This is a genomic window from Nocardia donostiensis (assembly GCF_002081715.1).
In the GTDB taxonomy this organism is placed as follows: domain Bacteria; phylum Actinomycetota; class Actinomycetes; order Mycobacteriales; family Mycobacteriaceae; genus Nocardia; species Nocardia donostiensis.
The window spans coordinates 1-22,263 of sequence record NZ_MUKP01000010.1 but is presented as its reverse complement, the minus strand read 5'-3'; the positions used below and the strand labels follow the sequence as shown (position 1 = coordinate 22,263).

Below are 22,263 nucleotides of genomic sequence, written 5' to 3'. Positions count from 1 at the left end.
AGCGTGTGCCTGCGGCAACGGCACGCGCGCACCCGCTGCCCACCTGGCCGCCGCAGGCAAATAGACTAGCCGCGTGACGCAGACGACCGCCTCTGTCAATACCCAGTCTCTCGGTGAACTCGATCCCGAGGTCGCTGCCGCGATGGCAGGAGAGCTCGCCCGCGAGCGCGACACCTTGGAGATGATCGCCTCCGAGAACTTCGTCCCGCGTGCGGTGCTGCAGGCGCAGGGCAGCGTGCTCACCAACAAGTACGCCGAGGGCTATCCGGGGCGGCGGTATTACGGCGGCTGCGAACACGTCGATGTCGTCGAGAACCTTGCGCGTGAGCGCGCCAAGGAACTGTTCGGCGCCGATTTTGCCAATGTCCAGCCGCATTCGGGCGCCCAAGCCAATGCGGCGGTGCTGATGTCGCTGATGGATCCGGGCGACAAGCTGCTGGGTCTGGACCTGGCGCACGGCGGTCACCTCACCCACGGCATGCGGCTTAACTTTTCCGGCAAGCTCTACGACGTGCATTCCTACGGGGTCAGCAAGAGCGACCACCGTATCGACATGGACGAGGTGCGTACCATCGCCCGCCAGGCGCGGCCGAAAGTGATCGTGGCCGGTTGGTCGGCTTACCCGCGGCACCAGGATTTCGCGGCGTTCCGGGAGATCGCCGACGAGGTGGGTGCGTACCTGTGGGTCGATATGGCGCATTTCGCCGGTCTGGTCGCGGCCGGGCTGCATCCCTCGCCGGTGCCCTACGCCGATGTCGTCTCCTCCACCGTGCACAAGACCCTGGGCGGCCCCCGCTCCGGCCTGATCCTGGCCAAGCAGGAGTTCGCGAAGAAGCTCAACAGCTCGGTGTTCCCCGGTCAGCAGGGCGGCCCGCTCATGCACGTCATCGCCGCCAAGGCGGTCGCGTTCAAGATCGCGGGCAGCGCCGAGTTCGCCGAACGCCAGCAGCGCACCGTGTCCGGCGCGAAGATCCTCGCCGAACGCCTCACTGGCGCTGATGTCGCGAACAAGGGCGTCAGCGTCCTCACCGGCGGCACCGATGTCCATCTGGTGCTGGTCGACCTGCGTAACTCCGACCTCGACGGCCAGCAGGGCGAAGACCTGCTGCACGAGATCGGTATCACGGTCAACCGCAATGCCGTCCCGTTCGACCCGCGCCCTCCGATGGTCACCTCCGGCCTGCGTATCGGCACCGCCGCCCTGGCCACCCGCGGTTTCGGCGACACCGAGTTCACCGAGGTCGCCGATATCATCGCCCATGCTCTCGCCGGTACGTCGGATGCGGACACCCTGCGCGGCCGGGTCCGCAAACTGGCCGCCGATTTCCCGCTCTACCAGGGGCTGGAGGACTGGAACCTGCTGGGCTGAGCGAATTCCGGTGGACTTCGGTTCACCGGGACAGCAGGGCGGGGTAGTCGCGCAGATCGATGTTGTCTTTGGCGTCGGCGGCGTATCGGTCCATCGCGGCGAATAGGCGCGACCCGAGGAACCAATCGCGCAGGCGAATGCCGTACGCGGTCTTCGGTGCCAGGAATCGACCGGGGTTGCTGTTGCCCGAGATCTTGGTGTAGCGGCGCATGACCTCGTCGTATCGGGGGAACGCCACGGTGTGGTCGCCGTCGGCGGCGGCCAGTTCGCCGGCGAGGACGTAGGCGCCGACAACCGCGAATCCGGTTCCGAATCCCGCCAGAGTGTTCCCGTAGGCCGAATCGCCCACCAGCGCTACCCGCCCCGAAACATAGGTGCCCATACGCACCTGCGCGAGCGCGTCGAGGTAGAAGTCCGGGCACTGCTTCAACTCCGCGAGCATCGCCGGGACCTTCCACCCCACCTCGGCGAACATCTCGGTGAGGATGCGCCGCTGAGCGGCTTCGTCGTCTCGCGCATAGTCGAGTTCCGGAGCGGCGAACATATACATCTGCTGTGCCTTCGGACCGCCGTATATCGCGAGCCGGCCCGGGGCATTGTGCCCGTAGCAGACTCGACGTCGCGGCCCCTCGTCTCGGTCGGCCGCGGGCGCGGAGCCCGCCACGCAGTAGTGGTAGCCGCGGTGGTGGACGAAGTCCTGTTCGGGCCCGAATACGAGTGCGCGGACCCGGGAGTGGATGCCGTCGGCGCCGAAAACGAGGTCGAACCGGCGCGCAGGCCCGTGCTCGAATTCCACATGCACGTCATGGTCGGTTTCGCGCAGTGCGGTGATCGAATCACCGAATATGTAGCTGCACTGCCCGGCCGTCCGCTTGTAGAAGATCTCGGCGAGATCGCCACGCAGGATCTCCACGTCGCCTCCGGTGAAATCACCGGAAATACGCGCCCGGGGCTTGCCCGCGCTGTCCACCAACACCATGTCGGTGGCGCCGGTGCTGCGCCGCTCGATATCGGTGAAGACGCCCATCCGCTCCAGCACGGTGCGCTGTACCCGGCCTTTGAAATCGATGGCCTGTCCGCCCGGCCGCAGTGCGGGGGCGCGCTCGACCACCGTGACATCGAATCCGTATCGACTCAGCCAGTAGGCGAGGGCAGGGCCGGCGACGCTCGCGCCGGAGACGAGGACTGTGGTGTTTCGCATAGTGTTCCCCACTCGATGATTAATTGCGTCCACCGGAATCTGTTTCCATCGGACGCAGATGAGCGTATGGTAGACACAGTTACGCGTCAAGCGGTTATTGCGGGAAGGAGCGCTATGCCGGCACCCACCGTGCTCGAGTTGCTCTGGGGCGCATCCGCGCGACCCAAGCGCGGACCCAAACCGTCGCTGTCGGTGGCGGGTATCGTCGCCGAAGCCATGGCTTTGGCCGATGCCGAGGGCTTGGCCGGGTTGTCCATGCAGCGGCTGGCCGACCGGCTCGGCAACACGAAGATGTCGCTGTACCGCTACGTTCCGGGTAAGGCCGAGCTCACCGCGTTGATGCTGGAGGCCGCTATCGGAGTACCGCCGGAGCTCGAGTCCGAGCCGCCCGCGGCTGAGAAGACCGGGCCGCTCGCGGCCGAGCCCTGGCGTGCGGGACTACACGCGTGGGCCGCGGCCACGTTCGAGCGGTACCGGAAACACCCGTGGGTGCTGGAGCTGCTGGTGGGAGTCCGCCCGCTGGGGCCCAACGAAATGGGCTGGATGGAGGCCGCGCTGCGGGTCCTGGCGGATACCCCACTGACCGGTCCGGAACGGCTCGACACCATCGTCGTACTGAACGGGCACGTACGCAGCCTGGCGCAGCAGACGATGGGCTCGGACACCACGGAGGAAGGTTTCACGCAGGGCATGGCCGCGGCGATGGAACTGGCAGGCGACCGTTTCCCGCAGCTCACCGCCGCACTGACCGCACCGGAACAGTTCGCTGCCCAGCGTGACGACGCACTGGACTTCGGGATCGAACGCATCCTCGACGGAGTGGGCGCGCTGATGGCTCAGCGAGGCGAATCCTCCTAGCCCGCATTACATCCCGGGCAGCTGGATCCCCTTCTCCGCCGCAACCCGCGCCAGCTTCTCGGCCTCGTCTACGGCGACCGCGACATAGGCGTGCAGCCCGTCGTCGTCGCGGCGCAGCAGGTACTCGTAGTCGCTGTCGGTGAGCAGTTCGTCGTCGGTGTCGAAGAAATGCCAGCGGACACGAACCCGGACGATGCGTTCGGTGAGCTCCGTGCAGTCGAGCAGCGTGTGGCCGACGCGAGCCAGGCCGAGCGCTTGATAGAACGGGTGCGATTGGGATAGGCCCTGCGCCATCTGGTCCCGGCTCGGCAGCGAACCAGTGAAATCGTCGCTCACGATGGTGCCGGGCGTCCCCCACAAGGCGGCGGTGCGTTCGCCGTCTAACGCGGACAGCGCGGCTTGGTACTCGTCGAGGAACGACTCGATCTCGTCACGAATAGCCATACCCCACGGTAGCGACACGCCCAGGAACATCCAGGCGACCGCGCCGAACCGCCCAACCGGGCGGTGGACCGGCTTAGGCTCGGAATATGACCGACACCGAGCTGACCCAGGACGCGATCACCACGGTGCGCGAGTTCTTCACAGCCATGGAAATGGGCGCGATAGGTGAAGCCCTCGAACTGGTGCACCCCGATATCGTCTGGAAGAACACCACGCTGCCCGATGTGCGGGGCGCGCACCGCGTCGGCAGCCTGCTGCGAGGTTTGAGCCGAGACCGGTTCGGGTTCTCCGCTGAAATCCACCACATCGCCGCCGACGGCAGTATCGTCCTCACCGACCGCACCGACATCCTCCGCTTCGGCCCGGTGTCGATCGAGTTCTGGGTGGCGGGCACTTTCGAACTCCGCGGTGGTCGGATCATCCTGTGGCACGACCATTTCAGCTGGGAGAACTTCCTGCGTGGCACAGCGAAAGGCATTGTGCGAGCGGTCTTCCGACGCCGCTAGGCGTGCAGGGAAGGATGCCGGCGTGTGGTGTCGTGCAGCGTGCGGGTGCTGTGGCTGATTACTGGCCCATTACGTATTTCACGATCGACCCGCCTCCGGCGGCGCGGCCCTCGGCGTCGAGGAGATCGGCGAGCACCACCTTCCCGCCACCGTCGACGATCCAGCGGGAAAACGCCGCCCCGAGTCCGCGGGCACCGCCGGTAACGAGGACCACCTTCCCGGATAACGCAGCCGAGCCATTCATGTGCTTGCCCTTTCGCCGCTTACCTGACGTCATGTGCTGTGGGCCGATGTAGCACCGGTACCCGGACATCAGGTCTGTACGCGCAGTGCACGCAAGGAGGCGCGGGTGCTGGTCAGCTGTCCAATATCTGCACGGCGCTACCCACGGCGGTGAAAGCGGTCGGAGTCAGACCGAACATGCTGCGGAAGGTATCGCTGAAATGCGACGGTGAGGCGAAACCCGCATCGACCGCGGCTCGGGTCAGATCGTGGCCCGCCGCGTACGCCTCGGCCACCCGCAGCATGCGCGCCCACTGCACATAACGGCGGAAACTCGTACCCGTCTGCTCGGTGAAAGTACGCAGAAAATACGAGGTGGAAAGCCCTGCAGCAGCGGCTCTTTCGGCTGCACGCTGCGGCGCGGTGGGGTCGGCGCGGATCGCGGCGGCAGTGGCCGCTATCCGCGGGTCACGGATATGCGGCAGCGGCATGCTCGCCGCATCCAATAAGCGTTCGACGTCGATATCGGGGTCCGAACTCAACTCCACGAGTTCGGCTTCATTGCGATGCCCGACCGGGTAATCACCGACCGCACCGGTCATGCTGCCCAAAGTCCGGGCGACCCGCGACGACGTCGGATCGAAGAAACAGAACAGCATCCGGCCCTCACTGTGCACCACATGATGGGTGATCCTGGCCCGGAACAGGAAACTGCGCGCAGTGATATCCCGCGCACCCGGCACCCGCACCCGGAACGGTGCGTCGACACCGACCCCGAGCGAGGCGATGGCGGTGGAGTGGGCGGCCAAACCCAGGCTCGGCCCCAGATAGACCGCATGCCCGAGCCGCAGCCACAGCTGCGCGGTGGAGGCGCACGTTTCCGGAAGTGCCGTCCGCGTCATGTGGGTGACGATACCCGCGAAGGCGCAACCCACCGAGCGCCTGCACAGTGCGAGGAGGAGACCGCGATGACACTGTTCGATACCAGCCAACCAGCCGCCGGGCTCCGCGAAACCGTTGTGGACGGCGCCGTCATGCGCTACGCCGAAGCCGGCGACGGTGACCCCCTGGTCCTGCTGCACGGCTGGCCGGAAAACCACCTGGCCTGGCAGCAGCAACTCGGCCCGCTGTCCGCGATACGCCGCGTGATCGCCCCCGACTGGCTCGGCTGGGGTGATTCAGCCCGCGACCTGGCACTGAGCTGTGACTACAACAGCGAAGTCGACCGCATCGCCCACATGCTCGACGCCCTGGGCTTGGACCGCGTCGACCTGGCCTGCCACGACTACGGCGGCTTCCTCGGTCTCGGTTTCGTCCAGCGCTACCCCGAACGGGTACGCCGCCTGGCCATCCTCAACTCCCGCGCCCACGGCATCTTCACGGCCCCCTACTGTCTGCTGTTCGGCCTGTTCACCACCGCGGCCCGCCACCGGCTCACCCGCCCCCTGCTCACGACGCCCCCGATTCACCTGATCCACCGGCTCGGCATGAGCCGATACCTACGCAACGGCACCTTCGAACCCCACCGCCTCGGCCGCTACCTGTCGGTACTGCGCAGCCCCGAAGGACGCCGCTGGTACGCCCACTTCTGGTCCGGCTACCAGGTGCGCCGCCGCCCCGAACTCGCCCCCGGACTGTCCGGCATCACGTGTCCAACAACGGTGATCTGGGGCGTGCACGACCCAGGGATACCAGCGAAAACGGCCCGCGAACTCGCCGCAGCGATTCCCGGCGCCGACCTCGTCTGGATCGACGGCGACCACTTCATCATGGAGCAGCGCCCCGATGAGGTCACCCAAGCCTTGCTCGGCTGGCTGGAGCGCCCGGTGAGCTGAACACCGGCAGCACGCTCACACCGCCACCCGCTTCACTCGAACTCGATCATCCGAGCGAGTTCAGTGCGCAACTCATCGTGGGAGATCGGGTCGATATGGAAATCCCGGTAGCGCTGACGGTAGAGGTAGCGGCCGTCGTCGGTGACGTCGAACCAGCTGAGGTAGGACGGCGGTAGGGGAGTGCGGTCGTGTAAGCCGTGGCGGGCTTCGATGTGGCCGGAGCCGTCGCGGGGGGCTTTCAGCAGGCGGCGCATATGGTCGACGACCTGCGGTTTGGAACTGGTCCAGCCGACATCGGTGTCGCCCAGCTTATCGAGACTTTCCACCAGCGGTGGGCGGCGGCCTTTGGGGAGTTCGCCGAGTACCGCCGCGAAGACGCGCGGAACGATGGCTGGGCTGCCGGTTTCGATGAGCACGTTACCGCCGAATTCCGGGGTGGGGCTCGGCCGCTGCACCAGCGTGACACCGGTGTCGGTGAAAATCGCGCCGTACGCGCGGACCGGTCTCTTCCGTGTCCCGAACAGGGCAAAACTCGAATCGGGATCGGCCGCAACCCGCAGCACAGCCGTCAGATCCGGGTCCGACCCCACCGGGCGGCGGGCCCGGATTTCGGCGGAGAGCTTGTCGTACTCGTCCTCCCAACGCACCGACGACAGCAGATTCAGCGGGAGCGGATACCTGTCGAGCCCTGTCTCCGCCCAGACGTGCATGAACTCGTCGGGAGTGAATTCCCACCTCACCGGTAATCACTACCTTCGGCCGGTCGGTTCGCAGGTGCATCGGCCCCGAGCGCCTCCGGCACCGTGCCCGGTTGACGGCCGAACAACTCTTCCTCCCGGTTGGTGATCAGGTAGTCGGGAGTCTTGCGTTCGTTCTCGTCGTCGCCACCGCGCCTGGCCGCGCCAGGAGACATCATCCCCGGCATACCGGTCATGGGCCGACCGGCAGCGGTAGCGGCGGCCGCCGGGGTCGCCGGGGTCGCCGCGCCAGGAACACCCGGCGCGGTAGGGGTGCCGGGGATACTGCGGCCCGGGCCGGGAGCCTGCGGATTGTTGCCCGGACCGCCTGGAGAGCTGGGACGCCCCGGCGTCGACGGAACACCTGGCACACCAGCGGTGGTCGTGGTGTTGCGCTGCGGATCACCTGTCGGGGTGCCCGTAGTGGTGGGTGTGCCCGTCTGCTGCGTGTTCTGACCCGTCGAGTTCTGGTTCGTATTCGCCGCCGTCGTCTGAGGATCCTCCGAACCTGGCTGCTCACCCTCCGGTTGGCCGTTCTCCGGTGAGCCCGGGGTGTTGCTACCCGGCCCAGGCTGGTTGTTGCCCGGGCTGGATGAAGTGGTGGTCGAACCGGGAACGGGCCCCGTCGGGTTGTCGCCCGGCGCCTGCACCGGCACAAAAGTCGGCACACCCTCGCCCGCGGGCTGATATGTCGGCTTGTACACGGTGTTCATCACATGGATCGCAAGCTGCCGCTGTTCTTCTTTGGCTCGTTCGAGGGCGGATGCGTCCGAAGGAGCGGCCACGGTGAGCATCGCATCACCTAACGCCGCCAAATTCGGTGGCAGATCGGTAGTTGCTGTTCCTGGCGGAGCCCCCGTGGCAGTCCCTGAGGGAGGCTTTTGCACCGACAACTTCACGACTTCCGCGCCGTACGCGGCCGCCTTCAACCGGCGACCCACATTATGGATTACTTCCTGGACATCGGTCGCCTGGTCGTAGAAGCGCTTCGTCGCCTCGGCTGCCCCAGTAGCGAACTCGCCCTCGAGACCGTCCGACAGCGCGCGGTTGATCGCGAGATGTGCCCCGAGCAGACCACCCGACAATGTGTTCGAGATTTCCACGTAGGTATCGCCGAGATCCTGCATTACGCCAGGGTGCATGGTCTGGGCCTTGTCGTAGATCTCCTGATGCGGAATACCTTCGAAATGCTCCATTCGCGTGATGTACGGCGGATCCTGGCCGTCGTGCGAAAGCTGCGTGCCCAGGTTCTCGGCGCCCGACAGGTTCTGCTGAGCGTAGACGCGGGCGTTGACAGCGTCCGGCGAGATGCCCAGGTCGGTACCGAGGATGCCGGGAACGGCGGAGGTCTCGTTGCTCATGGTCAGTTCTCCTCGCCGATTTCCGGTTCGAGTGCTGTGGCGATCTCCAGAACACCGTCGCATAGGCCGAGACCTGTTTCGCTCCCCTCGAACGTGCGTGCGGAGCTGAACGTTACGTATCCGACCTTCGTCCGCACGTGGATGTCGCACCTTCGAGGCGTACTCGGGTCTCGCACTTGCAGTGCCTCACGTCCGTTTACGGTCAATGGTTCGCTGTGGGCGTCGTTTTTCCGAAGGTTCTCTTCCCAGGCCACGTTCCCCGAGTCGACTTGCAGATCGCGCAGACGACCATCGAAATCACAGGTAAGGAACGTGTATTCGGCGACTAGGTCGTCACCTCGGCGGCGAGTCGAAGGGTCGAGGCCAGCCTTGACGATCGCGTCATCGCTAATCCAGGTGCAGGGGTCGAACACTACTTCTGGCCGTCCCTGTGTCGTGTACTCGTTCTGTTGCGACGGTGGCTGCAACTTGGGCGCGGTCAATGTCGGTCGTGCGGGATTCGTCTGGGGCTTTGAAACCGAAGAGGAAGAAGCGGTTGCCGACCCGGGGGCGAGCCTCGGTTCGGCGTTCTCCGAGCATCCCAGCGCAACTGTGGTAATCATTCCGAGCGCTAGCGGAATAGCGATCTTGCGTCGTGTCACTGTTTCGGGGCCTTCCAGGCTGCGTCGATAGCGCGTCTGTTCATCGCATCTGCTTCTTCGAATGCTCCGCCCGCTTGCAAGAAGGCTGCCGCCATTCGGAGGGCTGCTTCCATCAAGCCGGTCAGAGCTTCCGTTGTCGCCCCACCTTTGGTAGCGAACCCTGCTTGGAGTTCTTGCGCCGAGGCGAAGTCGCCGAACCCGCTCACTCGGCTAAGACGTTCTGACTTGTCGACCAGCGGCTCAAGCACCGTGTCCACCAGCCGTGTATACACTTTGGCGCACTCTTCCGCGGCCCCCCGCTCCATCCGGAACGTCCCGGACGCTGCCTGCTGCCATAGCGCGTTGGCGTTACCTTGCCCTACGTCCATGTCGATATGCCCACCCTTCCGCAAACTGCCCTCAATGTACTGGACGCATGTCTACGCCAATCGGTTCCATCGATCTCGGTTCCCAAGCCGAGCTCGGTCGTGGACACGTCACGGCGTGATGGTCGCGCCACCGTATCGGTGAGTCCTCGTGCGATCGAGCAGGCCCGCAGCCTCCAAGAGTTTCTCAGCGACCGGGACTCGGCGTCGGGAGTCACTGTCCGATCGGGTGCTGACCAACAACTGGTGTTACCGCCGGAGCTGGCCACTCTCGTGCTCGAGTTGGTGGACTTGATCGGCCGAGGCTGCACGGTCACTGTCGGCAGCATCCCCAACGAGGTCACTACGACGGTGGCCGCGAGGATGCTGAACATGTCGCGGCCGTCGTTGATGAAACTCGTTCGTGAGGGGCGGATCCCGGCCCACAAGGTTGGGTCGCACACCCGCCTGTACAGCAAGGATGTGCTGGCCTTCCGCCGCTCACAGCTGGAACGTCAGAGTAAGGCGTTCGATGAACTGCGCGCCCTCGAAGAGGAATGGGGCATCCTCGACTGAGGATCGGCTGCACCGCGCTTCGTTGCTCGGTCCGCCCGCTGCCATGCCCGCGTTGTATGCCCACTGCCCGGCAGGGCGTCGCAATCTAGTCGAGAGGTCGCCAGGCTGCGTTGTTGCGGTGCAGGATCTCGCACAGCTCTCGGTAGGGAATCGGCGAGCGGATCACGTGGGCGACAACCCGGGTGTGCATCAGCTCTCGCCTCAGTGGTGCGGGTAGCTCGGCGGCTGCTTTGCCGTTCTCATCGGTGAGGTATCGGAGTCTCTGGAGGCGGAAGGATTCGCCTCGGAGGTAGGTGTGGATCGTGGACAGACACTGGTGGCCGTTCACTGTCTGCAATAACCCGTCGCTGGTTTCCAGGAAATAGATGGCTGGCAACGGGATTCGGATCAGCAACGACTCGATCAGTCGTGATTTGTCCGTTGGTGACCATGGCGCGGCGTGTTGTTCCTCGTGTGTGGTGTCGATGTCGCCGCTGTCGATCATGTCGAGGATGTGTTCGACCGGGAAGGTTTGGGTGGCAACGTGAATCGCTTGCTGGTCCAGCGGTTCGGTCTCGGGAGGGTATTCCGGCTTGCGTTGGGTTTTCGTCTTGTCGCTGTGGTGCATCAGGGCTCCAGGTACAGGCGTTCGCAGGGCAGGCGGGTGAGTCCTTCGGTGCTGCCGGGAAAGACGGTGACCGGGCTTCGCTGACGGGCATGCCATTCCTGGATGAAGCGCAGTGCGGCGGTGCGGCAGGCGGCGAAGTCGAGGCGTGCGCCGTGCAGGAAGACGCTCAGGTGCAGGTCGGGTTCGCCCGGGCGGGGTGTGGTTGGGCTGTTCATCGGGCGCATTCGAGGAGGGTGTCCAGGACGGTGGTCAGGCTGGGACGGAAGCCGTCGCGGGCCGGGTGGATCCAGCGGCGGAAGGTGTCGGTATCGCCGGGGGAGGGCAGGGCGACGGTGCCTAGTGGTGGGACGATCTGGGAGTTGGTGCCCAACAGGACCGAGGCGTAGAGCGAGTTGTCTTCGGCTTCTGGGGAATAGCCGGTGAGGAAGGTGTAGCGGCGGGAACGGTGCCACACGATCGGCCCTACCAGTGAACGGGTGCTGAGTGTTTCACGCATCTGCTGACCCAACGGTTCCGGGACGGTGACAGCGCGGAGGCTACCGCCGACGACGACAGCGATGCGCCCGGCGTCATCGATATGACACGGTAACGCGCATACGGTGCGGTAGTAGTGGCAGCGCCCGAGCGCGGCATTCACAACGGACACAGACGAGCCCCCTTGTAGGCGTGGAAAACACGAGTGTGGGTGCGCCCGGCCCCCGGTTTGACGGCGGCACCGGGGACGGGATCTGCGGAGGGGTGTTGCGGCGAGACCCTTACCGGGCACCTCTAAGACTGCCCGAAGAAGCGGCTGTGATCCACGGCACATAGGAGGCAGTTATGCTGCTCTTGTGAGACGACAGCAGCTGATCGATGCACGAAAGTCCAGTGGCAAGACTCAGGAGCAGATCGCTCAGTTCGTGGGAGTCGATCGGACAACTTTAGGCAAGTGGGAGAGGGACGCGTCCACGCCACACCTCAGCCAGCGTGGGCGCTATGCGGATGCGCTCGGAATCACCATTCAGGAGCTGAACGCGATGCTCAGTGGTGTGTCTCTGGGCGCAGATGAGATGCCCGAATGGCTGACGACGTACTTAGCGATGGAGCAGTCTGCAACCACTCTGCGAGCGCATGAGTCACGCGCGGTCTACGGGATGCTGCAGACGCCTCGGTACGTCGAATACCTTGCAGGCAGAGCTGGCATCGCGGGTTTGTCGGCGTCGTTCGTTCAGCGCACGGTGGACCAGCGATTGCATCGTCAGAAGCGGGTCCGGAACGGAGACTTGAAGGTTGACGTGATTCAGCCGGAATACGCTCTCCACCTGCGCGTTGGTGATGAATCTGTCATGGCGGAGCAGTTGCTCACCATGGCCGAGTTGGCCGACCTGCCGAACGTGACTATACGAATCACGACGTACGATGCAGGTCGGTATGAAGCGCGTCGACTTGGCGATTTCGTCCTGTTGACGCACCCGTGGGGCAACCCGCGGGTCCACATCGAGGGGTACAAGGGCGGAGAGTTTTTGACCGACGCATCAACCGTGGCTTATTTCACGGCTGCATTGGATGAGGCTAACCGAATAGCTCTGACGCCAAGTGAATCTCGAGAATTCATACTGAATCTTGCAGAGGTATGGAGTAAGCGATGAATGAACTGAACTGGCGGAAATCGAGCTTCACTGATCCACACACCTGCGTGGAAGTCGCTGCGGTTCCCGGGGGTGTCCTCGTCCGCAACAGCAACGCCCCCGAAGCCGGAACCATCGAGTTCACGCGCGCCGAGTTCAGTGCATGGCTGCAGGGTTGCAAAGCGGGAGAGTTCGACGACCTCGCCGTTTAGTTTCTCTGTCGATCTTGGGTCTGTTGTTCAGAGCTGCGCCCGGCCCGTCTCACAGGCCGGGCGCAGCTCTGTCAGAAGGTCAGCTGACCGTTACCTCCGGCATGGCGGGCGGGCATGGTGGTTATGTCTCGGGGCGGCTGCTCCACGGGGTCGGGTGCTCGTCGGTGGGGGAGGAAGCAGATGAGGCTGATTGCAAGCCGAGTTTCGTCAGCAGGTCCTCGATACGGGTGGCGACGGTGATCCAGAGCCCGGAGGACAGTGAAGCGTAGATAACGCGAGGTGCTGTCCTCGAAGTCCGGAAGTCCAGTGCGAACGGCATATCGTATCCGAGGTCGCCGATCAAGACGGACAGATTGGGGTCGATGTCACCCGGCGGCATCGAGTCGTCAGGAGTGCCGCACAACTCTGGATGTCTGGTGGCGACGCCCTGCCACTGCTGGTTCTCGACCTGCATGTAATCGAAAGTGTAGAAGCTGGGATCCTGGGGTTTCTCGGTGAACACCTGCTCCAGAATCGTCTCATCGGACGGTGCGACCCACCGCTCCTCCTCGATCGCCGCCGCAAGGGCCGCAGGCAATGGCAAACCATTGATCGTCATCTCGGTCATGTATCCGACTCCACATTGCGGCCAGTTGATTCCTGCAATGCTTTCATGAGTCCCGGGCGTATCTCATCCGGTACGGCGGTGCCGGGAAAGCTGGGGTTCTCGCCGTTGACGCTCGCGGAGTTCCATCGGCATCCCAAGGACCCGTCGTCACGGAGCAGTGCCACGAACCCGACGTTGTCTCTGTGGTTGAATCCGGTGAGGTCGCAGAAGATATCGTTCACATCGGCATGCCCACCGAATCGCGTCAGCAGATTGGCGGGCCGCTCGCCGGAATCGATGTATCGCGTGTCGCCGCTGGGGTATGCCAGGATCTTGCCGCTCTCGGGGTGGTATACGCCGCTGAACCCGTTTCCCGGTCCGAACCTGCTCAGCCGCTCGTTGCTGCCTGGGGCGAGATTGGTCAGTGAGTTTTCGAGGGTAGCCGGGGGGATGTCCCGGTTTTCCGTTCTGGTCTGCACCGCCGCGGGTTCCGGTGCGGGGGCGGGTGTGGGGTCGGGCGGAGGGAGAGCTTGTCTGACCGGGGCCGGCGGTAGTTGCGGCATACCTTTGGCAAGGTCGCCATCGTTGTTCACCTTTTCGGTGGCAACGCCGCGGAGATTGGATGCGGTTCCGCCGGGCAGGTCCTTGGCCGATCCTGCGCCCTTCCCGAGCGCGATAGTGATCCGCTGAGCGACGCGGCTCCACCACTCGGAAAGGCTAGCCATCGCTAGTCACCTGAAGGGCGACCGGCAGGTGCCGGTGGTGATATGTAAAAGCGTTGCCGTGTGTGTCCGACGCTAGGGCGTGGCTGGATCGCTTGTCCCGATTCGTCATCAATCCAGCTGGTATCCAAGTGACTGTATTCCTTTGTGACAGCGCGAAAACGGTTTCTGTAGGAGAAAGCGGGCACTGTGAGACGAAATGTACTGCAAATTTGGCGGGCGGGGTAGCGGTAGCGGCTTGATCTCGCCGTTGTTCTCCAGCCTGTTGTTCAGGGCTGCGCCCGGCCGACACACCGGGCGGGCGCAGCCCTGTCAGAGGGTCAGCTGACCGTTACCTCCGGCTCAGCGGTGGGTATGGAGATCCGCCAAGCAACGAGCCCGGCGGCGGCGAGCCCGGCGACGGCCAGGAGGCTGCTGGTGAGGAACGGGTCGGTGCCGCTCAGGGCGGGAGCGAATCCGATACCGACGTAGAGCGTGATCCCGGTGGAACCGCCCAGTTGGTCGGCGGCTCGCTGGACACCGGAAGCGATACCGGCATCCGCTTCGGTCACGCCGGTCACCGCCACATACTGCAACCCGACGATCCCGAATCCCATCCCGGCAGCGATGAGCATCATGGCCGGGATCATTGCCGGACCGGTCGCGCCGAGGTGGGAGACCAGGGCGATGGCGGCCATCGCCAGCACGGTGAAACCGATCCCGGCCAGGACACACACCCGCGCACCCCACTGCCCGAGCAGCCGGGGAACCAGCACGGACGCCACGATCAGAGACAAGGCCAGGGGCAACAGTGTCAGACCGGCCTCGAATGGGCTCGCACCCAGCCGGTCCTGCAGGTAATAGGTGAACAACAGGAATGAGGTGGACAGCGCCGCGCTCAGCAGAGCGGTCGCAAGGTTCGCCAGCACGCGTGACCGGTGACGGAAGAACCTCAGCGGCACAAGCGGATTCGGCGAACGACGCTCGGCCCTGAAAAACAGAGCCCCCGCTGCTATCGCGCCGCCCAACGCCACCAGCGAAAGCCATGGCGCGCTATCCGTTTTTCCTGCTTCGACAACCCCCAGAGTGAACAGCAGCGGCGCCGCGGTCAGCAGGAGCGACCCGGGCAGGTCCAGCGGCATGCGTTCGGCGGGTGGATCATTCGGCACGAGGAAAACCACTGCGGCGATCACGATCACGATGAACGGCACCGACACCAGGAAGATCCACCGCCAGCCGAGCAGCTCCGTAATGATCCCGGAAAGCACGAACCCGAGGACGAGCCCGCAGCTCGCCACCGCCGCCCACACACTCAACGCCCGTGACCTGCGCGGACCCTCGGGGAACATGAGCACGATCACCGCCATCGCCGCCGGAAGTGCGATCGCTTCGCCCGCGCCCTGCAGCAGCCGCGCCGCCACCAGCAGGGAAAACGACGGCGCGAGCCCGGCCAGTAAGGACGCGGCACCGAAAAGTGTCGTGCCCAGCAAGAGGATCCGGCGCCTGCCGAGCACGTCACCTAGACGTCCGCCGAGCATCAGCAGCCCGCCGCCGGTGATTGTGTACCCGACGACGACCCAGGTCAGCTCGTGTCCATCGACGCCGAAGTCGGCACCGATCGACGGCAGGGCGATATTGACCACGGTCACGTCGACCGCGATGAAGAATTGCAGCATAGCCATGCCGCACAACACCAGCCATGCGCGCACCGAGGACGATCCGTCCTGGCGCGATGAAAGAATGCCCGAAAACACTACGTTGCTCCGTTGCTCAGAAGAAGTTCCGAGCAGCACAAAATTGCCGCTCCGGTTCAACCACGAAGCGACAGAACGTTCAGCAGAAGTGAGACGAACGCCCCGCCGCTAGCGGAGCGTCCGAGTCACCGCGGCAGCAGCGGCCGCGCATGAAGCACCAGACATGGCAGCGACATTACCGCAGCCGGACCGACGACCGGCGACCGGTCTCGCTTGCGACCCCTGAACCTGGTCATCGCTGTCGACTCGGATGAGCCGTTTGCCGGGCATCGGATGCTCGCACATCGCCCGCGGGGCGACCGAGCGTCCGCCGACTATCCGGGCCGGGTGGGGTCAGTCGAAGTAGTGGTTCGATAATTTTTGATAAAAAGGATAATAATACTTGTACCATAAACCTTGGGGGTTGTTGATACTATCGGCGATCTTGGTACGCGCCTGTTCTCGTGTTATGTTTCCGCCAATGTAGCTATTGTAAGTGTTTCCGGTGACATCGTCGAGATCCGGAATATATGGCATGCCAGGATCTTTACTGTTCCGAATCTCCTGTATTATCCCGGCGGCCACCAGTTCTGCTTCGGCTTCGTCCAAGAACGCATGGTACATCTGATCTTCGATCCACTGAGCGCGTGTCATCCCTGTTCGTGGCGGCGTTACTGGAGGAGGCTCGAGGGCGCCATGGTAGGCGTGCCCGACTTCATGAGCGATGATGTCGACCAGTGACATTTCGTCGCTGTTTTCAGCATCGACCGAGATGTTGATAATTTTTTTCTGTCTGTCGGCGTAGTATCCGCTTCCTTTCGTACCCCATCGGATCCCCCAGCCATCCGCCTCGATATCCCGCAAGTGCTTCATCAGAGTAGGTGACATCTCGACGAGCTTCTCCACCTTCTGAACGGGCCCGTTGTAGTCGTGGTAGGTCAACGGGTGCTGGTTACTGTCGCTGACCAGCACCTGGTTGCCCCCCAATAGGAAAGCTGTCGTCCATGAGATCCTCGCAATACGATTCCAGGGGATCTTCGCGATGTGGTCTTGGGCTGTGGTCACATAAGCTGTGTTGCGCAACTTGTCGGCGTTGGTCTTGTAGCGATTGGCGAGTCCCGTGCTGGTTTGTTGCAGCAGATTTCCGGTATGGCGGGCTGCTTCCGCGGCGAGACGTGCGATTCGGCTCATGGCGCTTCGTGCACGCTGATCGAGCGCAGTATTTCGGATTCGGCGGTGAACTGCAGGTGCAGCGTTCTGCAGCCGTGTTCTTCCTCGAACGAGATGACTCCCTCCGGAGGTATCCGAGGATTGACATGGACCCGCTCGAAGGAAAGGCGGAAGGAATCCGCAAGGTCGGACCGGGTGACTCGGCATTCCGCCGAGACGTCCATGATCACCAAGCTCGGCCGTCCTGATGACCCCGCAGCCCCACGGAAGGTGATCGTGGAAAACGGTCCCGCCTCGGGGTGCGCCTCGAATTCGTGCATATAAGGATTGGTGCGCACCCTCTTGCGCAGTGTTACCGAGCACGCCTCGGAGACAGAATCCTCGGTGAACCGACCCGGCGCTGTCAGAACCCGGTTCACGATCCGGTGGATCTCACCGACGGGTCCGGGCGTCACGGCGCGGCTCGACGAGTGGTGCGTACCGCCCGATCACCCGGTTCCGGTAGTGGAGGTGCACCGGCTGGGCCGGGCGAGCATCCCGAAACCAGCTGGGGCCAGCGGCTCGTACCCTTCCACAGCGCTGTTCTGGTTCCGGTCTCGGCGTAATGCCTGTCGGTTCCCGTTGTCGCGTTTGTCGGCGGTACGGGCTCTGTCTCGTGGCTGTCGATTTCGAAACGGCCCACGGCAACCTCATTCAAGCCAGGACAACCAAAATCAGGTCGAGATCGCCGTCCAGGCTATCAGCGGCGAACGCAACTCCTGGGCATCCGGACGGGCCAATTCCTTGGAAAGGCTGTGCTGGGCGCTACCTTTCTGCAGTAGAGGAACCTCCGAGCAGTCATAATTCCCAACACTGGGAATGCTGGAAGTTGTATCTCAGGTCGAGAGAGCGCGAACCGCTCCGGCGACGGGCGAATCGAGTCGCCGTACCCACCCTGGCTCACGCGGGCGCTGAACCCGAGATACGAGCAACGACGGGAACCTGCTACTCGCGATCAACCTCATCCGGCGTTCACGTCGACACCGATCGCGTCACGCTTACGAGTGTTCGATGAGGTATTCCAGGTAGAACGGCCGCAACGCGTCGGCGAGCTTACCGTCTCCGGCGTGGATGTAGTCGTCGATGAGCGGGACCACCCACTTGACGTCGGCTTCACCCTCCCCGGTTTTGCCCGCAGTTTCCTCAGCGGCCGGGATACGGGTGAGCAGCTGCCACAGGAATTTGATGTCGGCGCGGCGCACGGCCAGTTTGACCGCTCGGTCGTGCAGCTCCTTGGATGACAGTTTCTCCAGCTCCTCTTTACTGGCCATGACAGCGACTCTAGCGCTGGTCGTGGGGCAGTGGCCGCGTTGCGGCCGACCCGGCAGCGACGTAGACAGGCGCAGCGTGGCGCGGCGAACACACACCGCGGTCATGCTGCGATAGCGGGATGACCGACGATTCGCTCACCCCGCCGCGCGGCTTCCGCCTCAAACGTGTCTACGACGATCCCGACCCGGATGACGGTTATCGGGTGCTGGTCGACCGGTTGTGGCCGCGTGGGTTGAAGAAGGTCGAGGCGCATATCGATGAGTGGGCGAAGGATGTGGCGCCGTCCACCGAGCTGCGGCGCTGGTTCCATGAGGACCCGGAGGGGCGTCGCGGTGAGTTCGCTGAGCGGTATGCCGATGAGCTGTCCGGACCGGCGGCGCGGCAGGAGTTGGGGCGGCTGCGTGAACTCGCGGCGAACGAACCGCCGGTCACCTTGTTGACGGCTGTGAAAGAGCCGGAGCGCGGACATTTACCGATATTGCTCGGCCACTTGCGCGGGTGAGCCGAAGGGTTCCTGCTGCGGCGTTTCCCAATACTGGCTGGCTGAATTCCTGCGGCATAGTGATAGAAACCTGCAATAGGTTCGAGCCGTGCGCGCTGTCGAGACGATTCCGGCTCGCCGATGTGATCAGGAGCAAGGGTGAACGTCGACCCTCCTGCCAAGGGTTTGGCTGACGCTTTTCTCCAGGGTGCCAACCGCATCGTGTCCGCTGCCGACGACGCGACGAGGCATATCGCCGACCAGCAGCACGAAGTCCCACGCGAGATGCGCAAAAGCCTGGAACAACATGGGCAGGCGAACCAGCACGCCGCGTCCGAGGTCGACGCCGCAGCGCAGGGGCTGCGCACCGGCCTCGAGCACACTGGGGATGTCCGGCAACCAGTGTCCGGACGAGACCCCGGCGCCGAGTACGGTTTCCGGGACCGGGACATCGACGAGCAGATACGTGAACTGGAGGCGGCGCTCGGCATTCGGACCGATGCTCAACGCGCGCTCGAAATGAGCTTGTTCATGGAGGACAAGTTCCGGGATATCGCTCTGATCTCGCGCCAGGTCCGTCCGGAAACGATCTTCGACGGTCCCGTGAGTTGGGCGGGATGGCTCGACGCCCGGGTGTTTGCCCGGCGCAACCTCCACCGTGACATGTCGCTCGACCTCATGCGGGAGATGCACCGTCGGCTGACCGGTCGGCAGGGACCCGACGTCGCGGGGCAGCTGCGCGGGCATATGTGGGGTCGCGGTGGCATGAGTAGGCCGTTGACACCGAAGGAACTAGCCGCAGTCGCGGCCAATCCGTTACTCGGATATCATCCTGGGCCGCTGCACACCAAACCCCATGGGGTCGTGCTGCGGCACCTGGGCGAGGGGCCACCCAGGCCGCCTGAGGCGACGTGGCCGACCGCGCCGCTGTCGAAGGAAGAACTCGCCGCCATCGAAGCCGATCCCATGCTGGAATTCAGGGGGCCGGATGATTCCGTCCTCGAGCACGGCGCGATCCTCTACCCGAGTTGCGGCACGGTCGAACGCGCCGAAGAACTCCATGAGAGGTTGGCCGACTGGTGCAACGATGCCATGCGTCGGCCTGGGGCCGACCCGTACGCGGTTGCCGCTGAATTCCAGCGGCAATTCATTTCCGCGCACTCCTTCCAAGGTGATAGTCATGGTCGGCATTCGAGAATTCTGATGGATTTCGTGCTGGAGAAGTCGGGTGTGCCGCCGAGCGCCCCTGTCGAGTTCGACAAGGATCTCCTCGCGCCGCTGGCGGAGTGGACCGATGAGGTCAGGGCGGGAAGCGAACGGTACGCGCGGTGGCAGGACAAGCTGGAACGTTCGGGTGCGGATATCGATCCTGTGGAGCTGTTCGAGCTGGAAACGATGATGCAGCGGTATCAGCAGATGGGGGGCGAGACCTCCCCGTTCGTCCCGGGAGAGTTGCACGATGTGGAGAAGTACGAGCGGCTGCATGCGGAGTTGCGCGCGGGACAGTGATCTGCCTCGTACGCGCCATACGTTCCGGTCTTCGGGATGGTTTCTCACTCATGGCAGGGTCCGACAACCATCCAGCAACCCTTGAAAAGGTCGTGAGCAGCGGAAATGCTCCTCAGGAGCGGGGTGTTAACGGCGAATTCACCAACACGCTTTCCCGTCTCCGAGCGCGTTACACCCGAACGCAGGTAGCTTCGTGGTGGCGGGCCGCGTCGTTGTGGCTCGTTCGGGAGGTCCTGACCGTGACTGAGCAACTCAGTTCGAGGGGGCCGGCACCCGGCCCTCGTGGTGGTTGACGAACCAGTCGCCGCCATCCGGACCGACCGGCCCAGCGAGACTGTCTGTGTGGGTGCCGCGCAGGCGATAGGAGCCTACCGTGACTGCTGCACGCTCCGTATCCGCTCCCATGGCGATCTCTCGCTCCCCCGAGAAAGGCACTAAAACCTTCGTTGTCGACACCTCGGTTCTGTTATCGGATCCGTGGTCGGTCACCCGGTTCGGTGAGCATCGTGTGGTGCTGCCGCTGGTGGTGATCAGTGAACTCGAAGGCAAACGTCACCACCACGAACTCGGCTGGTTCGCGCGGGAAGCCCTGCGCATGCTCGACGACCTGCGAGTGCAGCACGGCAGGCTGGATCAGCCGCTGCCGATCGGCACCGAAGGCGGCACCCTGCATGTGGAGCTGAACCACACCGATCCCGCGGTGCTACCGGTGGGCTTCCGCACCGAAACCAACGATTCCCGCATCCTGGCCTGCGCGCTCAACCTGGCGGCCGAAGGCCAGGAAGTGACGCTGGTGTCCAAAGACATCCCGCTGCGGGTGAAGGCGAGCTCGGTGGGTTTGCGCGCCGAGGAATACCACGCACAGGACGTGGTGACCTCCGGCTGGACCGGTATGGCCGAAATCGACGTCGCGTCCGACCATATCGATGAGCTGTACAGCGAATCGGTGATCGACCTCGACGAGGCACGAGAACTGCCGTGCCACACCGGTATCCGGTTGCTGAGCGCGAGCTCCAGCGCGTTGGGCCGGGTGACCCCGGACAAACGGGTGCAGCTGGTACGCGAACGGGAGGCGTTCGGCCTGCACGGGCGGTCCGCCGAACAGCGGATCGCGCTGGATCTACTGCTGGACGAAAGCGTCGGCATCATCTCCATGGGTGGGCGAGCGGGCACCGGTAAATCCGCGCTGGCGTTGACCGCGGGCCTGGAAGCGGTGCTGGAGCGGCGCACGCAACGCAAAGTGGTGGTGTTCCGGCCGCTGTACGCCGTCGGCGGTCAGGATCTGGGCTATCTGCCCGGCACCGAAAGCGAGAAGATGGGGCCGTGGGCGCAGGCCGTGTTCGACACCCTGGACGGGCTGGCCAGCCGCGAGGTGATGGAGGAAGTGCTCAGCCGCGACATGCTGGAAGTGCTGCCGCTGACCCATATCCGGGGGCGCTCGCTGCACGATTCCTTCGTCATCGTCGACGAAGCGCAGTCACTGGAACGCAACGTGCTGCTCACGGTGCTCAGCCGACTGGGCACCGGGTCGCGGGTGGTGCTCACTCACGACGTCGCCCAGCGTGACAACCTGCGCGTCGGCAGGCACGACGGGGTCGCCGCGGTGATCGAGAAACTCAAGGGCCACCCCTTGTTCGCGCATATCACCCTGACCCGTAGCGAACGCTCGCCGATCGCCGCTCTGGTCACCGAAATGCTGGAGGAATACGGCCCCAACGCCTGATCCTGCCGGTTCGGCGGCGGCTTCCGGACTTCGGTTCGGAGGCCGCCGCATGCGGTAGCTGGGCGGTTCGGCCACCGCGACGCGCCGTGATACACGCATCAGGTGTGGCAACCCCGCTGCGGCACCCCGCGGCCTAGGGTCGAAGGTATGAGCGAGGAGACGCAGTACCGCATCGAACACGACACCATGGGCGAGGTCCGCGTTCCCGTGCACGCCCTGTGGCGCGCGCAGACCCAGCGGGCGGTGGAGAATTTCCCGATCAGCGGCAGGGGGCTCGAACGCGCCCAGATCCGCGCGCTCGGCCTGCTCAAGGCCGCGTGTGCGAAGGTCAACCGTGATCTCGGTCTGCTCGACACCGCGAAGGCCGACGCCATTATTGCGGCCGCGAACGAGATCGCCGAGGGCCGCCACGACGACCAGTTCCCGATCGACGTCTTCCAAACCGGGTCGGGCACCAGCTCCAATATGAACACCAACGAGGTGATCGCCTCGATCGCCGCCGCGAACGGCGTCACGGTGCACCCGAATG

General features: G+C 64.3%; 27 protein-coding genes and 1 pseudogene. 11 read left to right on the top strand and 17 right to left on the bottom strand.

Features of this window, described 5'->3' with window-relative positions:
- The first annotated feature begins 73 nt into the window (after nucleotides 1–73).
- A complete protein-coding gene (glyA, locus tag B0T44_RS09015) occupies nucleotides 74–1,369 on the top strand; it encodes a serine hydroxymethyltransferase (RefSeq protein WP_077114566.1) in 1,296 nt (431 codons plus the stop codon).
- 22 nt (nucleotides 1,370–1,391) lie between these two features.
- Here the strand turns inward: glyA and B0T44_RS09010 are convergent, their stop codons facing one another.
- On the bottom strand, nucleotides 1,392–2,570 hold the full coding sequence (locus B0T44_RS09010; protein WP_077114568.1) for an FAD-dependent monooxygenase: 1,179 nt from the start codon (nucleotides 2,568–2,570) through the stop codon (nucleotides 1,392–1,394).
- Between the two features lie 114 nt (nucleotides 2,571–2,684).
- Here B0T44_RS09010 and B0T44_RS09005 point away from each other — a divergent pair, with 114 nt between their 5' ends.
- The gene (locus B0T44_RS09005) at nucleotides 2,685–3,428 is read left to right on the top strand and encodes a TetR/AcrR family transcriptional regulator (protein ID WP_077114571.1); all 744 of its coding nucleotides are present in this window, start codon (nucleotides 2,685–2,687) and stop codon (nucleotides 3,426–3,428) included.
- 6 nt (nucleotides 3,429–3,434) lie between these two features.
- On the opposite strand, the gene B0T44_RS09000 is transcribed toward B0T44_RS09005, so the two are convergent.
- Nucleotides 3,435–3,872 (bottom strand): DUF6841 family protein, encoded by a 438-nt coding sequence (locus B0T44_RS09000; RefSeq protein ID WP_077114755.1) that lies wholly within the window; start codon nucleotides 3,870–3,872, stop codon nucleotides 3,435–3,437.
- An 86-nt stretch (nucleotides 3,873–3,958) separates the two neighbouring features.
- Between B0T44_RS09000 and B0T44_RS08995 the strand changes: the two genes are divergently transcribed.
- On the top strand, nucleotides 3,959–4,378 hold the full coding sequence (locus tag B0T44_RS08995; protein ID WP_077114574.1) for a limonene-1,2-epoxide hydrolase family protein: 420 nt from the start codon (nucleotides 3,959–3,961) through the stop codon (nucleotides 4,376–4,378).
- Between the two features lie 103 nt (nucleotides 4,379–4,481).
- Here B0T44_RS08995 and B0T44_RS08990 read toward each other — a convergent pair.
- A pseudogene (locus tag B0T44_RS08990) lies at nucleotides 4,482–4,622 on the bottom strand (3-alpha-hydroxysteroid dehydrogenase); the annotation flags it as partial.
- Nucleotides 4,623–4,734: 112 nt separating this feature from the next.
- Nucleotides 4,735–5,502 carry a helix-turn-helix domain-containing protein gene (locus B0T44_RS08985; protein WP_077114576.1) on the bottom strand — a complete coding sequence of 256 codons (768 nt, stop codon included), beginning with the start codon at nucleotides 5,500–5,502 and terminating at the stop codon, nucleotides 4,735–4,737.
- Between the two features lie 66 nt (nucleotides 5,503–5,568).
- On the opposite strand from B0T44_RS08985, the gene B0T44_RS08980 reads away from it, so the two are divergent.
- Nucleotides 5,569–6,435: an alpha/beta fold hydrolase gene (locus B0T44_RS08980; RefSeq protein WP_077114756.1), complete on the top strand. Its 867-nt coding sequence runs from the start codon at nucleotides 5,569–5,571 to the stop codon at nucleotides 6,433–6,435.
- A 32-nt stretch (nucleotides 6,436–6,467) separates the two neighbouring features.
- Here B0T44_RS08980 and B0T44_RS08975 read toward each other — a convergent pair whose 3' ends face one another.
- From B0T44_RS08975 to B0T44_RS08960, 4 genes are read right to left on the bottom strand one after another with little or no spacing between them, the layout of a single operon-like run.
- The gene (locus B0T44_RS08975; protein WP_077114579.1) at nucleotides 6,468–7,175 is read right to left on the bottom strand and encodes an ESX secretion-associated protein EspG; all 708 of its coding nucleotides are present in this window, start codon (nucleotides 7,173–7,175) and stop codon (nucleotides 6,468–6,470) included.
- The gene (locus B0T44_RS08970) at nucleotides 7,172–8,533 is read right to left on the bottom strand and encodes a hypothetical protein (protein ID WP_077114581.1); all 1,362 of its coding nucleotides are present in this window, start codon (nucleotides 8,531–8,533) and stop codon (nucleotides 7,172–7,174) included. The genes B0T44_RS08975 and B0T44_RS08970 overlap by 4 nt, the downstream gene beginning before the upstream one ends.
- Nucleotides 8,534–8,535: 2 nt before the next feature.
- The gene (locus B0T44_RS28525) at nucleotides 8,536–9,135 is read right to left on the bottom strand and encodes a DUF3558 domain-containing protein (RefSeq protein WP_254854127.1); all 600 of its coding nucleotides are present in this window, start codon (nucleotides 9,133–9,135) and stop codon (nucleotides 8,536–8,538) included.
- 35 nt (nucleotides 9,136–9,170) lie between these two features.
- Nucleotides 9,171–9,542, bottom strand: a complete 372-nt coding sequence (locus B0T44_RS08960) for a hypothetical protein (RefSeq protein ID WP_077114583.1) — start codon at nucleotides 9,540–9,542, stop codon at nucleotides 9,171–9,173.
- Nucleotides 9,543–9,680: 138 nt separating this feature from the next.
- Here B0T44_RS08960 and B0T44_RS08955 point away from each other — a divergent pair, with 138 nt between their 5' ends.
- Nucleotides 9,681–10,094 (top strand): helix-turn-helix domain-containing protein, encoded by a 414-nt coding sequence (locus B0T44_RS08955; RefSeq protein ID WP_077114757.1) that lies wholly within the window; start codon nucleotides 9,681–9,683, stop codon nucleotides 10,092–10,094.
- An 85-nt stretch (nucleotides 10,095–10,179) separates the two neighbouring features.
- On the opposite strand, the gene B0T44_RS08950 is transcribed toward B0T44_RS08955, so the two are convergent.
- The 3 genes from B0T44_RS08950 to B0T44_RS08940 are packed head-to-tail and all read right to left on the bottom strand — an operon-like array spanning nucleotide 10,180 to nucleotide 11,347.
- The gene (locus B0T44_RS08950) at nucleotides 10,180–10,701 is read right to left on the bottom strand and encodes a DUF262 domain-containing protein (RefSeq protein WP_077114584.1); all 522 of its coding nucleotides are present in this window, start codon (nucleotides 10,699–10,701) and stop codon (nucleotides 10,180–10,182) included.
- A complete protein-coding gene (locus B0T44_RS08945) occupies nucleotides 10,701–10,916 on the bottom strand; it encodes a hypothetical protein (RefSeq protein ID WP_077114585.1) in 216 nt (71 codons plus the stop codon). Before B0T44_RS08945 ends, B0T44_RS08950 begins: the two co-directional genes overlap by 1 nt.
- Nucleotides 10,913–11,347, bottom strand: a complete 435-nt coding sequence (locus B0T44_RS08940) for a hypothetical protein (RefSeq protein WP_077114586.1) — start codon at nucleotides 11,345–11,347, stop codon at nucleotides 10,913–10,915. Before B0T44_RS08940 ends, B0T44_RS08945 begins: the two co-directional genes overlap by 4 nt.
- A 184-nt stretch (nucleotides 11,348–11,531) precedes the next feature.
- Between B0T44_RS08940 and B0T44_RS08935 the strand changes: the two genes are divergently transcribed.
- Entirely contained in the window at nucleotides 11,532–12,329 is a 798-nt protein-coding gene (locus tag B0T44_RS08935) for a helix-turn-helix domain-containing protein (protein WP_077114587.1), read from the top strand.
- On the top strand, nucleotides 12,326–12,520 hold the full coding sequence (locus B0T44_RS08930; RefSeq protein WP_077114588.1) for a DUF397 domain-containing protein: 195 nt from the start codon (nucleotides 12,326–12,328) through the stop codon (nucleotides 12,518–12,520). The genes B0T44_RS08935 and B0T44_RS08930 overlap by 4 nt, the downstream gene beginning before the upstream one ends.
- A 121-nt stretch (nucleotides 12,521–12,641) precedes the next feature.
- Here B0T44_RS08930 and B0T44_RS08925 read toward each other — a convergent pair whose 3' ends face one another.
- The 6 genes from B0T44_RS08925 to B0T44_RS08900 all read right to left on the bottom strand — a co-directional run bounded on the left by B0T44_RS08925 (nucleotide 12,642) and on the right by B0T44_RS08900 (nucleotide 18,020).
- The gene (locus B0T44_RS08925; protein ID WP_077114589.1) at nucleotides 12,642–13,127 is read right to left on the bottom strand and encodes a hypothetical protein; all 486 of its coding nucleotides are present in this window, start codon (nucleotides 13,125–13,127) and stop codon (nucleotides 12,642–12,644) included.
- Entirely contained in the window at nucleotides 13,124–13,831 is a 708-nt protein-coding gene (locus B0T44_RS08920) for a hypothetical protein (protein ID WP_077114590.1), read from the bottom strand. Before B0T44_RS08920 ends, B0T44_RS08925 begins: the two co-directional genes overlap by 4 nt.
- A gap of 317 nt (nucleotides 13,832–14,148) precedes the next feature.
- The gene (locus tag B0T44_RS08915) at nucleotides 14,149–15,489 is read right to left on the bottom strand and encodes an MFS transporter (RefSeq protein WP_077114591.1); all 1,341 of its coding nucleotides are present in this window, start codon (nucleotides 15,487–15,489) and stop codon (nucleotides 14,149–14,151) included.
- 405 nt (nucleotides 15,490–15,894) lie between these two features.
- Nucleotides 15,895–16,731 carry a hypothetical protein gene (locus tag B0T44_RS08910; protein WP_077114592.1) on the bottom strand — a complete coding sequence of 279 codons (837 nt, stop codon included), beginning with the start codon at nucleotides 16,729–16,731 and terminating at the stop codon, nucleotides 15,895–15,897.
- A complete protein-coding gene (locus B0T44_RS08905) occupies nucleotides 16,728–17,165 on the bottom strand; it encodes a hypothetical protein (protein WP_077114593.1) in 438 nt (145 codons plus the stop codon). The genes B0T44_RS08910 and B0T44_RS08905 overlap by 4 nt, the downstream gene beginning before the upstream one ends.
- A 582-nt stretch (nucleotides 17,166–17,747) precedes the next feature.
- Nucleotides 17,748–18,020, bottom strand: coding sequence for a hypothetical protein (locus tag B0T44_RS08900; protein WP_077114594.1), 273 nt, complete (start codon nucleotides 18,018–18,020; stop codon nucleotides 17,748–17,750).
- A 119-nt stretch (nucleotides 18,021–18,139) separates the two neighbouring features.
- Here B0T44_RS08900 and B0T44_RS08895 point away from each other — a divergent pair, with 119 nt between their 5' ends.
- From B0T44_RS08895 to B0T44_RS08880, 4 genes are all read left to right on the top strand, one after another.
- Nucleotides 18,140–18,523 (top strand): DUF488 domain-containing protein, encoded by a 384-nt coding sequence (locus tag B0T44_RS08895; RefSeq protein ID WP_077114595.1) that lies wholly within the window; start codon nucleotides 18,140–18,142, stop codon nucleotides 18,521–18,523.
- 138 nt (nucleotides 18,524–18,661) lie between these two features.
- The gene (locus tag B0T44_RS08890; protein WP_077114596.1) at nucleotides 18,662–20,011 is read left to right on the top strand and encodes a hypothetical protein; all 1,350 of its coding nucleotides are present in this window, start codon (nucleotides 18,662–18,664) and stop codon (nucleotides 20,009–20,011) included.
- A 373-nt stretch (nucleotides 20,012–20,384) separates the two neighbouring features.
- Nucleotides 20,385–21,734 (top strand): RNA 5'-3' helicase PhoH2, encoded by a 1,350-nt coding sequence (gene phoH2, locus B0T44_RS08885; protein WP_077114597.1) that lies wholly within the window; start codon nucleotides 20,385–20,387, stop codon nucleotides 21,732–21,734.
- A 147-nt stretch (nucleotides 21,735–21,881) separates the two neighbouring features.
- Nucleotides 21,882–22,263 (top strand): lyase family protein (locus B0T44_RS08880; RefSeq protein WP_254893666.1); only part of this gene is annotated, 382 nt, incomplete at its 3' end.

Coding starts and splice junctions, on each gene's coding strand:
- B0T44_RS09010 (WP_077114568.1), bottom strand. CDS start 2,570: ATGCGAAACACCACAGTCCTCGTCTCCGGCGCGAGCGTCGCCGGCCCT.
- B0T44_RS09005 (WP_077114571.1), top strand. CDS start 2,685: ATGCCGGCACCCACCGTGCTCGAGTTGCTCTGGGGCGCATCCGCGCGA.
- B0T44_RS09000 (WP_077114755.1), bottom strand. CDS start 3,872: ATGGCTATTCGTGACGAGATCGAGTCGTTCCTCGACGAGTACCAAGCC.
- B0T44_RS08995 (WP_077114574.1), top strand. CDS start 3,959: ATGACCGACACCGAGCTGACCCAGGACGCGATCACCACGGTGCGCGAG.
- B0T44_RS08985 (WP_077114576.1), bottom strand. CDS start 5,502: ATGACGCGGACGGCACTTCCGGAAACGTGCGCCTCCACCGCGCAGCTG.
- B0T44_RS08980 (WP_077114756.1), top strand. CDS start 5,569: ATGACACTGTTCGATACCAGCCAACCAGCCGCCGGGCTCCGCGAAACC.
- B0T44_RS08970 (WP_077114581.1), bottom strand. CDS start 8,533: ATGAGCAACGAGACCTCCGCCGTTCCCGGCATCCTCGGTACCGACCTG.
- B0T44_RS28525 (WP_254854127.1), bottom strand. CDS start 9,135: ATGATTACCACAGTTGCGCTGGGATGCTCGGAGAACGCCGAACCGAGG.
- B0T44_RS08960 (WP_077114583.1), bottom strand. CDS start 9,542: ATGGACGTAGGGCAAGGTAACGCCAACGCGCTATGGCAGCAGGCAGCG.
- B0T44_RS08950 (WP_077114584.1), bottom strand. CDS start 10,701: ATGCACCACAGCGACAAGACGAAAACCCAACGCAAGCCGGAATACCCT.
- B0T44_RS08945 (WP_077114585.1), bottom strand. CDS start 10,916: ATGAACAGCCCAACCACACCCCGCCCGGGCGAACCCGACCTGCACCTG.
- B0T44_RS08930 (WP_077114588.1), top strand. CDS start 12,326: ATGAATGAACTGAACTGGCGGAAATCGAGCTTCACTGATCCACACACC.
- B0T44_RS08925 (WP_077114589.1), bottom strand. CDS start 13,127: ATGACCGAGATGACGATCAATGGTTTGCCATTGCCTGCGGCCCTTGCG.
- B0T44_RS08920 (WP_077114590.1), bottom strand. CDS start 13,831: ATGGCTAGCCTTTCCGAGTGGTGGAGCCGCGTCGCTCAGCGGATCACT.
- B0T44_RS08915 (WP_077114591.1), bottom strand. CDS start 15,489: ATGGCTATGCTGCAATTCTTCATCGCGGTCGACGTGACCGTGGTCAAT.
- B0T44_RS08910 (WP_077114592.1), bottom strand. CDS start 16,731: ATGAGCCGAATCGCACGTCTCGCCGCGGAAGCAGCCCGCCATACCGGA.
- B0T44_RS08900 (WP_077114594.1), bottom strand. CDS start 18,020: ATGGCCAGTAAAGAGGAGCTGGAGAAACTGTCATCCAAGGAGCTGCAC.
- B0T44_RS08895 (WP_077114595.1), top strand. CDS start 18,140: ATGACCGACGATTCGCTCACCCCGCCGCGCGGCTTCCGCCTCAAACGT.